At 68.7% G+C, this 11,472-nt stretch carries 12 protein-coding genes; 9 read left to right on the top strand and 3 right to left on the bottom strand.

All coding sequences use genetic code 11. From position 1 onward, the window contains the following. The first annotated feature begins 3 nt into the window (after window positions 1–3). Window positions 4–471, top strand: a complete 468-nt coding sequence (locus ACWEV3_RS09015; RefSeq protein WP_452613345.1) for a MarR family winged helix-turn-helix transcriptional regulator — start codon at window positions 4–6, stop codon at window positions 469–471. Between the two features lie 375 nt (window positions 472–846). Here the strand turns inward: ACWEV3_RS09015 and ACWEV3_RS09010 are convergent, their stop codons facing one another. Continuing rightward, complete coding sequence (locus tag ACWEV3_RS09010; RefSeq protein WP_452613344.1) at window positions 847–2,253, bottom strand: arylsulfotransferase family protein; 1,407 nt, start codon at window positions 2,251–2,253, stop codon at window positions 847–849. A 395-nt stretch (window positions 2,254–2,648) separates the two neighbouring features. Between ACWEV3_RS09010 and ACWEV3_RS09005 the strand changes: the two genes are divergently transcribed. The 3 genes from ACWEV3_RS09005 to ACWEV3_RS08995 all read left to right on the top strand — a co-directional run bounded on the left by ACWEV3_RS09005 (window position 2,649) and on the right by ACWEV3_RS08995 (window position 5,211). After that, window positions 2,649–3,857 carry an MFS transporter gene (locus ACWEV3_RS09005; protein WP_452613343.1) on the top strand — a complete coding sequence of 403 codons (1,209 nt, stop codon included), beginning with the start codon at window positions 2,649–2,651 and terminating at the stop codon, window positions 3,855–3,857. Window positions 3,858–3,987: 130 nt separating this feature from the next. Continuing rightward, on the top strand, window positions 3,988–4,818 hold the full coding sequence (locus ACWEV3_RS09000; RefSeq protein WP_452613342.1) for an aldo/keto reductase: 831 nt from the start codon (window positions 3,988–3,990) through the stop codon (window positions 4,816–4,818). A gap of 45 nt (window positions 4,819–4,863) precedes the next feature. Next, entirely contained in the window at window positions 4,864–5,211 is a 348-nt protein-coding gene (locus ACWEV3_RS08995) for a hypothetical protein (RefSeq protein ID WP_452613341.1), read from the top strand. A gap of 197 nt (window positions 5,212–5,408) precedes the next feature. On the opposite strand, the gene ACWEV3_RS08990 is transcribed toward ACWEV3_RS08995, so the two are convergent. Beyond that, complete coding sequence (locus tag ACWEV3_RS08990) at window positions 5,409–6,554, bottom strand: FAD-dependent monooxygenase (RefSeq protein WP_452613340.1); 1,146 nt, start codon at window positions 6,552–6,554, stop codon at window positions 5,409–5,411. 211 nt (window positions 6,555–6,765) lie between these two features. After that, the gene (locus ACWEV3_RS08985) at window positions 6,766–6,963 is read right to left on the bottom strand and encodes a hypothetical protein (RefSeq protein ID WP_093269316.1); all 198 of its coding nucleotides are present in this window, start codon (window positions 6,961–6,963) and stop codon (window positions 6,766–6,768) included. Window positions 6,964–7,117: 154 nt separating this feature from the next. On the opposite strand from ACWEV3_RS08985, the gene ACWEV3_RS08980 reads away from it, so the two are divergent. The 5 genes from ACWEV3_RS08980 to ACWEV3_RS08960 all read left to right on the top strand — a co-directional run bounded on the left by ACWEV3_RS08980 (window position 7,118) and on the right by ACWEV3_RS08960 (window position 11,223). Beyond that, window positions 7,118–7,738, top strand: a complete 621-nt coding sequence (locus ACWEV3_RS08980; protein ID WP_452613339.1) for a YigZ family protein — start codon at window positions 7,118–7,120, stop codon at window positions 7,736–7,738. Window positions 7,739–7,858: 120 nt separating this feature from the next. Then, window positions 7,859–8,338 (top strand): hypothetical protein, encoded by a 480-nt coding sequence (locus ACWEV3_RS08975; RefSeq protein ID WP_452613338.1) that lies wholly within the window; start codon window positions 7,859–7,861, stop codon window positions 8,336–8,338. Beyond that, the gene (locus tag ACWEV3_RS08970) at window positions 8,339–8,827 is read left to right on the top strand and encodes a hypothetical protein (RefSeq protein WP_452613337.1); all 489 of its coding nucleotides are present in this window, start codon (window positions 8,339–8,341) and stop codon (window positions 8,825–8,827) included. Further along, entirely contained in the window at window positions 8,827–10,962 is a 2,136-nt protein-coding gene (locus ACWEV3_RS08965; protein ID WP_452613336.1) for a putative T7SS-secreted protein, read from the top strand. The genes ACWEV3_RS08970 and ACWEV3_RS08965 overlap by 1 nt, the downstream gene beginning before the upstream one ends. Before the next feature lie 3 nt (window positions 10,963–10,965). Then, entirely contained in the window at window positions 10,966–11,223 is a 258-nt protein-coding gene (locus ACWEV3_RS08960; RefSeq protein ID WP_452613335.1) for a hypothetical protein, read from the top strand. Window positions 11,224–11,472 lie beyond the last annotated feature (249 nt).

Genomic DNA, 11,472 nt, shown 5'->3' with positions numbered 1-11,472 from the left:
CGCGTGGCAGCAGACCTTCCCGCGCTCGGTGTTTCGTTCCTGCTCACGCAGCTGGGCGCGCACGCCACGGCGAAGTTCGCCGCCCGCGTCGGCGAGCTCGACCTGACCCCGCCCCAGGTGGGCATGCTGCGGGTGATCGCCGCGCAGCCGGGCCTGAGCCAGCAGGCGCTGGCCGGGAACCTCGGGATGCTGCCGAGCAAGGTCGTCACGTTCGTCGACGAGCTGGAGGGCCGCGGCCTGGTCACCCGCACCCGCAGCACCCGCGACCGCCGGGTCCACGAGCTCACCCTCACCGAGGAGGGGGCCGAGCTGCTGGGCGAGGTCCACGCGGTGGCGGCCGAGCACGAGGCCGACTTCTGTCAGGCCCTCGACCGGGACGAACGGACCCGGCTCAAGTCCCTCCTGGAGCGCCTGGCGAGCAGCCACGACCTGACGCCCGGAGTCCACCCCGGCTACCGCACCATCCGCTGACGCACACCCGACGCACTGCCCCACCCCGACAAAACCCGACCGAGAACGCGCTTCCGGCCCACATCCTGCCCCCGGCTCTCCTACTCCCCTCCCCTCCCGCTTCTCCCCTGTGCCGGTACCGGAATCCCGCAATTTCAATGGAAATCAGAGGTCCGATTTCCATTGAAATTGCGGGAGTTGTCCACAGGCGTCGGCGTGTCGGGGTGCGACACGCCGGTGATCCGCAAGTTCCATTGAAATTGGAGGTTCGATTTCAATGGAAATTGCGGGACACCGGACACCGGACATCAGGCACCAGGCACCAGGCGCCGGGTACCAGGCGGCGGGTACTGGGCGGCGGGTACTGGGGTGGAGACGTGGGTTGTGGGGGTTAGGTCATTCGGGTTGGACTGGTTCGGAGCGGGATAGGACCTGGCCGGCGGCGTCGAGGGCTTCGACTGCGGCGAAGGCCTCTGGGGCCGGTAGCGCAGCTTCGGTTTCGAAGCCGGTCCTGGGCACTTCGGTGATCGGCCGGAGTTGGTCCGGGGCCGGGCCCGCCAGGATCCTCCAGGCTCGGACTTCGGTGGCTCCGTTCCAGCTCGCGTACACCGTCGCGACGCCGTCCGCTTCGCGCAGCGCCGCCACCGGCGGCTCCGCGGGCGCTCCGGTCCAGCCCAGCCGGAAGGCCCGGTAGGAGGGCATGCCGTCGCCGAACGAGCCGTGCAGTGCCACCGCCCCGCTCTGGTCGAACTCGGTGAACTGCGGCTGCGAGCCCCAGCCGACGAAGCTGTTGCCGCCCGGCAGCACCTGGTGGTCGCCCTGGCTGACGCTGGTGCCGCCGCCGGGGTGCGGGAAGGCTCGCACCAGCCGAGCGGTGCGCGCTTGCTGGTCGACGCCCAGCACGATCGCCCGCGACACCGGGCCGGGCTCGCTGGCCGCGTTGTCGAACAGGCTCATGGTTCCGTCGGGCAGCCAGCGCGCGTCGTGTTGCCTGGCGAACGCCGCGTCCGGATCGACCGCGAAGTCGCTGCGGCTGCCGCCGAGCCGCCACTGCACCTCGCCGGTGGCGCGGTCCAGCAGGTACAGCGCGTCGGTGTGCCGGGCGGAGATCAGCAGGTTGCCCGCCGAGTCCTCGGTGATCGAGTTGAGGTGGATGTAGTCGTACGGCGCGGCGGGATCTTCCGGCAGCGGCGCCGTCGACTCCTCCGGCGCGACGTGGTCGAGGCTGCGCCAGTCGAACAGCACCTCGCCGGTGGCGATGTCGATCTCCTGCACGACGCCTTCCACGACGGGCCGGTCCCGCTGCACCGTGTGGTAGGCGATGATCAGCGCGGTGTCGCGCGGCGTGATGACCATCTCGTGCAGGTCGGCGCGCAGCCCACCGCCGGCGTCGACCTTGCCGATCTCCCGGAAGGAGCGGTCGCGGATGACGTACTCGCCCTCGCCGTAGCCGGGATGCGGCGCGCCCTGCCACCAGGTGAGCACGGGCTCGCCCCGGTAGGTCTGCGCCTTGAAGTCCATTGTGAACAGTCCGGCGCCGTCGCCGACCGGCTCGGACCACACCGGTTGCCCGGTGTCGTCGATGATCATCGGCCCGCTCTGGGCGGCGGTGCCGTGGGGCGCGAGGAAGATGTAGCCGGGCTCGGTTCCGTTCGCCGGGGTGTCGATACGCACCACCGGCGGGTTCAGGTCCGGCCTGGTGACGAAGCGGTGCGGTTCCGGCGGCGCGGCGACGCCGGGTGTGGCGACCGCCACCAGCAGCGCCAACGTCGCCGTCATGACCGCGAGGACTTTCGAGCGCATCGGACCTCCGTCCACCTGGGGATCGGTCCGAGAGCTATCACCGATCGACGGGCGGCCGACAGCCTGTTGCGAAAAGTTTCCACGTTCTGTTTTTTGCCAGAGTGCACAACGCGACCACTCCCCGGATGTGCACCGCGCACCGATTCAGGTCCACTGTGGATGGATGGTTTTCCTTGCCTGCTCGGCCGAACGAGCGGTTTCCGACGTGGCGCGGTTCATAACCGCTTCGGGAACAGCGGGGTGCCGGACTACTGTTGAACACGTCTGGGGAGCGCCACCGACAGTCGACTTCCTGAATCGTTCTCGAAGACCGGAATGCGACGCGCACCGCCGTGCGCCCGACCGGCGAGGACGCCAAGAACCAGTCCGGCACGTTCGTTTCAGGGGAGACTTCCTTGCCCATTGCCCTGTTGGCCCTGGCCATCGCCGCATTCGGGATTGGAACGACCGAGTTCGTGATGATGGGCCTGCTGCCCGAGGTCGCCACCGATCTGCAGGTGTCGATCCCCGACGCCGGCGGCTACATCTCGCTGTACGCGCTCGGCGTGGTGATCGGCGCACCGCTGCTGACCATGCTGGGCATGCGGTTCAAGCGCAAGACGATGCTGCTGAGCATGCTCGTGCTGTTCACCGTCGGGAACCTCTGCTCGGCGTTCGCGCCGACCCACGAGCTGCTGCTCGGCGCCCGGTTCCTCGCCGGCTTGCCGCACGGCGTGTTCTTCGGCATCGGTGCCGTGGTCGCCGCGAGCCTGGTCGCCACCGACAAGCGCGCGCAGGCCATCTCGATGATGTTCATCGGCCTCACCGTGGCGAACATCGTCGGCGTCCCGGTCGGCACGCTGCTCGGCCAGGCGCTCGGCTGGCGCTGGGCGTTCGGCCTGGTCGCGGTCATCGGCGTGGTCGCGCTGGCCGCGGTCGCGGCGCTGGTGCCCGACCAGCCCAAGCCCACCGACGTCAGCGTGCGCGGCGAGCTGCGCGCGTTCCGCCGCCCGCAGGTCTGGCTGGCGTTCGCGGTCGTGGTCTTCGGCTTCGCCGCGACGTTCTCCTTCTACAGCTACATCAAGCCGGTGCTGACCGACGTGACCGGCTACTCGCCGACCGCGGTCACGCCGCTGCTCGCGCTGTTCGGCGTCGGCATGACCGTGGGCACCGCGGTCGGCGGACGGCTCGCCGACAAGGCCCCGATGAAGACGCTGTACGTCTTCCTCGGCGCGCTGGCGGCCTGCCTGGCGCTGTTCGTGGTGACCGCGCACAGCGCGGTGCTGGCGCCGGTCACGGTGTTCCTGATCGGCGCGACCGGGTTCGCGGCGATCCCCAGCATCCAGGCGCGGATCCTCGACCAGGCCAAGGAGGCGCCGGCGCTGGGCTCGGCGAGCATCCAGTCGACCTTCAACATCGCCAACTCGCTGGGCGCCTACCTCGGCGGCGTGGTGATCGCGGCCGGCCTCGGGCTGACCGCACCGAGCTGGGTCGGCGCCCTGCTCGCGGTGGTCGGCCTGGGCTTCGCGCTGGTCTCCGGCTGGCTCGACCGGCGGCCGCAGCGGGCCGGGGCAGCCGCCTCGCACCGCGCCGCGCAGCCCACCGAGTCGGTCGAGGTCGGCTGAGGCTTCCCGCGGAACAGATCGGCTAGCCGGGGCCGACCGCACCTAATACGGTGGCCGCAGGGCGGACACCAGCCCGTGAACGCGGATTCGCGGGGCGAACCATCCGACATCGGCGGAGGAAAACACCCACATGACACAGGTTCCTAACGTCACGCTGAACACCGGCGCACAGATGCCGCAGCTGGGCTACGGCGTCTTCCAGGTCCCGGCCGACCAGGTCGTCGAGCCGGTGCGGGCGGCGCTGCAGGCCGGGTACCGCAGCATCGACACGGCCGCGGTGTACGGCAACGAGGAAGGCGTGGGCAAGGCGATCGCCGAATCGGGCCTCAAGCGCGAGGAACTGTTCGTGACCACGAAGCTCTGGAACGACTCGCAGGGCTACGACAGCACGCTGAAGGCCTTCGACGAAAGCCTCACCAAGCTCGGGCTCGACCACGTCGACCTGTACCTGATCCACTGGCCGGTGGCGCCCAAGGACAAGTACGTGGAGACCTGGAAGGCCTTCCAGCAGCTGCACGCCGAGGGCCGGGCCAAGGCGATCGGCGTGTCGAACTTCCAGATCCCGCACCTGCGTCGGCTGTTCGAGGAGACCGACGTGGTGCCCGCGGTCAACCAGATCGAGCTGCACCCGAACCTGCCGCAGGCCGATCTGCGCGCGTTCCACGCCGAGCACGGCATCGCCACCGAGGCGTGGAGCCCGCTGGGCCAGGGCAAGGGCCTGCTCGACGACGCCGCGCTGGCCTCGCTGGCCGAGAAGTACGGCAAGAGCCCGGCGCAGATCGTGCTGCGCTGGCAGATCCAGCTCGGCAACATCGCGATCCCGAAGTCCGTCACGCCGTCGCGGATCAAGGAGAACCTCGAGGTCTTCGACTTCGAGCTCGCCGACGACGACGTCGCGGCCATCACGGCGCTGAAGACCGGCGTGCGCGTCGGACCCGACCCGGACGTCTTCGGCAGCTGACCCGCACCTCGAAGGCCCTCCTCGCCGATCGGCGGGGAGGGCTTCTTGCTGCGCGGCGAACTCCGGCGAACGGACGGCGGCCGAAAGATCGACGCCGGGTTCCGATCTCCTGGAGGTTCTCCGGCCGCGCCGGATCAGGCGGACTGGCAGCTGGTCGGCGACGGGATCAAGTCCGGGATCAGCGGGATCGCGCTCGTCGGCGCCACGCCCGAAGCGACCGGGGCGATCATCGTCCGGGACAACGAGGAGAACGGCGAGAACCGGGCGGAGCCGGAGCCGCTCGGCGAGTTCCCCGGGCACAAGATCGAGGCGCTGAACGAGGTCGGCGCCGGCGTGTTGCTGGGCAGCGACGACGAGAACGCCGGAGGCTCGGTCCTGACGCCCGGGAGCTGAGTCGATTGAGAGGCGGGGTGAGTCAACGGCCTGTTCACCTCGCCTATCGGCGCGAACGGCCCGTTCACTCCACCCCAGGGACCTCGGGCGTGCGGCGCGAACGGCCTGTTCACCTCGCCAAACGAGGCGAACGGTCCGTTCACCTCGCCAAACGAAGCGAACGGTCCGCTCACCTCACATCAGCCAGCGAAGCGAGGTCAGGCGGCCTGGATGCTGGGGCGGGCCAGGCGGAGGACGTCGCTACCGGAGCGCAGCGACGCCACCTGGCTGCGGGTCGCCAGCCACCTCGGGAACTTCGCCAAGCGCTGCAGAGGCGTGCTGCGCTGCGCCGATGTCAACGCCGCGGTGCGCGACACCTTCAGCGCGCGGGGACGGCGCTCCTGCTCGTAGGCGCGCAGCAGCTCCGCCGGTTCCCTGTCGACAACGGACAGGAACTGGGTGAGCAGCCAGGCGTCTTCCAGCGTCTGGTTGGCCGCTTGCGCCACGGCGGGCGGCATCGCGTGCACCGCGTCGCCCAGCAGCGTGCTGCGCGGACCGCCCCAGACCTGCGGCACCTTGTGCCGGATGTGCGGGAAGAACCCCAGGTCGTCGTCGGTGACCGAGGCCAGCAGCGCCTCGACGGGATCGGGCCAGCCGCGGAAGGCCCGCTGCAGCTCGGCGACGGACAGCACCGGGTCGCCGTCCTTCCAGGGCATGTCGAACCACCAGTGCAGCAGCCCGTCGCCGGTCGGGATCAGGCCGCAGTGCGCGTAGCGGCCGGCGATGTTGAGCGTCTGGTGGCCGTGCGCGATCGGGAGGTCGCTGCGGGTCAGGCCCTGCCAGCTGGCCCAGCCGGTGGGCCGCGCCGGTTCGCCGCCCAGCACCTCGCGGCGCACCACCGAGCGCTGCCCGTCGGCGCCGATCAGCAGGTCACCGGCGACCGAGCTGCCATCGGCGAACTGGACGACGACGTGGTCCGGGTGCTCGGTGACGCCGACGCAACGGCGGCCGAAGTGCAGCACGCCCGGCGGCAGCGCGGCGGCCATCTCCGCGATCAGCTCGCGGCGCGGGATCTGCACCGTGGGTGACCCCAGGCGCTCGGTGACCTCGCCGAGGTCGGCCTCCCAGAGCAGCCGGCCGGATTCGGTGACCGAGCGGAGGCTGTGCAGCCGGTGACCGGCCGGTTCGATGTCGACGCCGAGGCCGCGCAGCGCCGCGGTGCCGTTGCTCCACACCGTGATGCCCGCACCCGTGGTGCGCAGGGCGTCCGCGTGCTCGAAGATCTGCACGTGGTGGCCCTTGCCGATCAATCCGTTGGCGATGGCGAGTCCCCCGACTCCGGCCCCGATCACGAGAACCCGCATCGTCTCCATCCGTCGTCCCGACGTCGGTTTTCAAGACGATTTTATCGACTCGACCGGAAGTACCGAATTGTCCTTGCTCACACCGCGTGCCCGCGAGAATCGATCAAGGAATCCGTTTCACCTGGTCAAGAGCCCGGGAGACATGTGGGGATCCGCCAGCAGACCGGCGGTCCACGGGTTGACAACGCTGCTCCAGCGGCCGGGGATGCCGTCAGGCCGCTTCCAGGAATCTCCCCGCGACCAGGCCGGGCTCGTCGCCTCCGTCGAACCGCACCCACAGGACGGGACCGTCGAAGACCTCCGGAAGACCGGTGGCGGTCTCCACCACCGTGCCGACCTGATCACGGAACCGGCCGAACGTGGCGCGCACCCGCACGCCTGGTTCAAACGGGCTCGATGACTGCTCCATGAGGGGGGACGTTACGTGCCCGCGGGCCGCAACGGAAATCGCCTCCGCCCCGAGCCCTCATCACCGCGCTGACCTGCACTGTTACCGGAGTGGGAGGATGAACGGGGAGGACCGCCGCGCGGCGGTGAGCGGCATCACCTGACGAAGGGGACGGATGCGGACGATCAAGCGGCCGGGCGAGCACGAGCTGGAGGTCAAGAAGTCCCGCTTCCTGTGCGCGCTGGCGCGGGTCACCAGCGAGGCCGAGGCCCGGGAGTTCATCCAGCAGCGACGCAGGCTGCACCACGACGCGCGGCACCACTGCTCCGCGTTCGTCCTCGGCGACGCCGGCGAGTTCCAGAAGTCCAGCGACGACGGAGAGCCTGCGGGCACCGCGGGCGTGCCGATGCTGGAAGTGCTGCGCCGCAACGAGATCACCAACTCGGTCGCCGTGGTGACCCGCTACTTCGGCGGGGTGCTGCTCGGCGCGGGCGGCCTGGTGCGCGCCTACGGCGGCGCGGTGTCGGCGGCGCTGGACCACGTCGGCCTGGTCGAACGCCGCCCGGTCCGCGTCGTCGAGACCACAGTGGACTACCTGCTGGCCGGGAAGCTCGACAACGATCTGCGTTCGGCCGGCCACCAGGTGGCGGACACGGACTACCGGGAAGAGGTCCGCTTCCGCATCAACGTCCCGGAGTCCGAAGTGGACGCTTTCCGAACCTGGCTGGCGGAGACCACCGGCGGCGCCGCCGAAGCAGAACTCGGCGACCTCGGCTATGCCGAGGTCGACATCTGACCCCTTACCGCCATTCGGCCCAATACTTTCTATGGTTCAGGCCACGTATTTTGGGCGGATTTTCCCTTGCTGATCGGCTAGCGTCGTTGCGCGCCGTGCACGAGCGGCTACGGGGGGATCATGAGTTCATCGGCGTCCATCGCGGACGCGCCACCACTGGTGCGCGAAGCGCTCCGGTTCCGGCGGGGCATGCAACGCCCGGAAGATCTGGTGGCCACTTTCCGCAGTGCCGACGTCTGCCTGGAATGCGTGTCCGACCCGCCGACCATGCCGGTCGTGCACGTGGACGGGATCCCGTGGCTCCCGGTGTTCTCGGATCTGCGGTACTTCGCGGAATACCGGCGGCAGCGCGGCGAAGGTGAGCTGGCCGCCGAGTACCTGGTGCTCACCGGCGCCCGGCTGCTGGACGGATACCTGCCGGGCATGCCGCAGGGCACGAGCCTGCTGCTGGATCCGCTTCAAGAGCACTCCGTGACGCTGCCCGCGCTGCGCGGAATCCTGGCCGAATCGATCGCAGTGGATCGCCAGCCGGATCGCCCGGTGTCTTCGCAGTCTCCGTACGAGAAACCCGTCAAGCGTGCTTGGGGAGGGACGCTGTAAGTGGGTAACGATGGATTCCGCGTCGATCTGGCGGCGCTGCAGCAAGCGTCGCAAGGCGTGAACGACGCCATCGCCGCGTTGGAGAACGAACTTCCGTGGCCCGTGCGGAAGATGGGCAACGACGGCCACGGCGTCACCATGATGAACCTCGACGCGGAGCAGTCCGGGTCGGCGCTGGTCACCGAGGCGCTGAAGCGGTTCTGCGGCCGGTGGGAATACGGGGTGAAGTTCCTGGTCGAGGAAGGTGCCGCCGCGGCTTCGGCGCTGACCGATACCCGCTCCGAGTACGAGAAGATGGAGCAGGCCGCGATCGACGCGTTCAAGAAGGTCCTGGGCGCCGGGTTCGACAACCCCACCGCCGATCTGAACGCCGCCCCGCAGAAGTCGTTCGCGCAGTTCGGGGTCGACATCGCACCAGAAGGCATGCCGCAGCAAGCCGCCTCGCACGTGTTGAACCAGGCGGGCTACCACACCAAGGTGGACGGCTGATGGCGCCGGACCCCCGGGAAGAGGTGCCGGGCGAGCTGCCCGCCGTCGACGAAACCCTGGCCACCATGACCAAGCTGGGCACCGCGTTCGAGAACGCCGCCCAGGGCTTCCAGAAGATCAACACCGCCGGCTGGGAAGGCCCGACCGCCGACGCGTTCCGGGACTACTACCAGCAGGAACCGCCCAAGTGGTTCCGGGCGGCGGACGCCTTCACCGAGTCCGCCGACGCCCTGCGCCAGTACCGCGAGGTGCTGGCCTGGGCGCAGCGGCAGGCCGAGCAGGCGTGCGCCGACATCGAGCGAGCGGACCGGCAGACCGCGCAGGCGGAGGCCAAGTACGAGCAGGCGGCCGACCAGGGCAACGCCACCGAGCCGTTCCAGGACCCGGGCGCCGCCGCCCGCAACCAGGCACAGGCATCCCTCGACGCCGCGAAGGAGCAGGTCGAAGAGGCGGCGAAGAGGGCTGCGGCAGCGCTGATCAAGGCGTCCGAGAAAGCACCTCCGCAGCCTGGGCCGCTCACCATGCTCGCCTCGGGAGTCGGGGACGTCTTCCAGAACGTCGCGGAGAGCTACGGAGACTTCTGGAAGGGCAGCTTCGACGGAGCACTGGACATGCTCCAGCAGGCGCGAACGCTGAACCCGTTCGACCCGTACAACGTGATGCACCCGCAGCAGTACGGCGAGAACATCAGCCAGCTGGCGGCCAGCACGGTAGCGGCGGGCAAGGCGTTCATCAGCGACCCGATCGGCACCGGCAAAGCGATGATCGGCGCCGGAATCGACAGCTTCACCAAGGATCCGTCCGGATTCATCGGACGCCTGGCCCCGGAAGTAGCAGCCGGCCTGGCCACCAGCGGCAGCAGCACAGCGGGGTCGCTGGGCCGTCGCGTGCTGGGCACTGTCACGGACTTCTTCGGCGACAAGAACAAGACCCCGGCTCATCTCCCGGACGTCGCCCCGAATGCCTCCACACACCCACCAATCCAGCCGAACGTGCACCCTGCCCCGCAGAACCCGAACCCTGTCCACCCGACCCCCCAGTCTCATTCCACGCCTAGCAATTGGGCTCCTGAACCACCATCGCAATCACCCACCGCGTCCTGGGGCCACCCCTCTTCGCCCCCAATGAGCCACTCGCCCGAACTCCAGTCAATCCCGGACAACGGGAAACCGTTCGGACCGCAGGGCAGCGGGTGGGACCGCGGGCCCGACCACGACACGCCCGCACGGGACACTCAGCCGGGCAACCAGGACCAGCCGCGCCCGACTTATGGACGCGGGGCGAACAGGAATGATGACCTCGACTGGGGTGACCCGTGGGATGACGCCGGGAGGGGCGAAACGCGGGAACATGGCGAGGAGCTCCCATCGCGGGAAACCCCGGAGCAGCCCAACGATCGTCCTGCCCACCAGCCGGAAACGCACCGCCATGAGGATCCAACCGGACAGCGCGACCAGGACGGGCCGGCTGAGACCGCGCCGCGCGGACCCGAGCCGGAACCGCACGGCGAGCCTCGCCACGAGCTGTCCGACGAAGACCGGCAGTCCTACCGTGAGCGCGTCGAGTCGCGTACCGGAGTCTCGTTCGAAGAGAGCGTGGCTCGGCTGCGGGAGGACCATCCCGAACTCGCCCACCTGGACGACGAGAAAGCAGTGGGGCTGCGCCGTTACATCGGCGAAGACGCCAACACCCTCAACCGTGTTCTGCGCGAAGGAGACGAGGTCGACCGAGACTACGTCGGGCCCGAGGCCAACGTGCTACGCAGCGCGCTCGACGAGATGTCCACGGTCGACACCACCGAGACGCCGCGAGTCTTTCGCGACATCGGAGTCAGTAAGCAGGAATTCGAGGCCATCTTGCAGCGCTACAAGCCCGGTGCGGAAGTAGAAGAACCGGGGTTCACCTCGGCATCAAAGGACATCCCACCAGCGATGTTCTCAGAACACGGCACCGAGAAGCCTTACAAAGTTCGGTTCGTCATCGAAGACCCCAGGAACGCCCGGGACCTGTCCGTGACGAATCCGGACGAGCTGGAGGTCATGTGGCAGGACGGCAATCGCTTCCTGGTACACGAAACGCGAGCCGCCGATGAAGAAATGTATGTTGTCATGCGAGACCTAGGGAAAGGAAACTAAGCCATGACCCCTGAAGAGCGTGAAGAGCGTGAAGCACTGCTCCGCAAGCACTTGCCCAAGCCGGAGGACATCGACCCAGAAATCAGGAAGAAGACCGACGAGGCAATCCGGTACATGAACGAAAAGATCGCTCGCGGCGAAGTGCTGAAGTCTTGGAGCAAGGAAAACTTCCCCATCGGACTGGACAGCAACATGGAGCCATTTCCCCTCACCGGACCAGACCAGGATCAGAAGCGAACGGGTGACGACGCCCAACCATGAGCGCACCGACCACACCCGCTGGCTGAAAACGCAGCACGGGACAAATTAAAAAGCCGTGAGAGACGAGCGAGTGGCTACGAAGGGTTGGCCTGTGGAGCAGCGGTACCGGCGCGACGGCAAGCTTTCACGCTGGCACTACGACTGGGCGCGGCGCACCGAGCACCGAGCGGATTTCCAGCCGCACGGCCGCAAGGAGGGCGTGACTACAACCTCCACTACGTCGATGTGCACGCCCCGCTGACAGCAAAC

It is taken from the genome of Saccharopolyspora sp. NPDC003752, assembly GCF_053605825.1.
The sequence above is the reverse complement of the archived record's forward strand: the minus strand, read 5'-3'. Positions and strand labels throughout refer to the sequence as shown.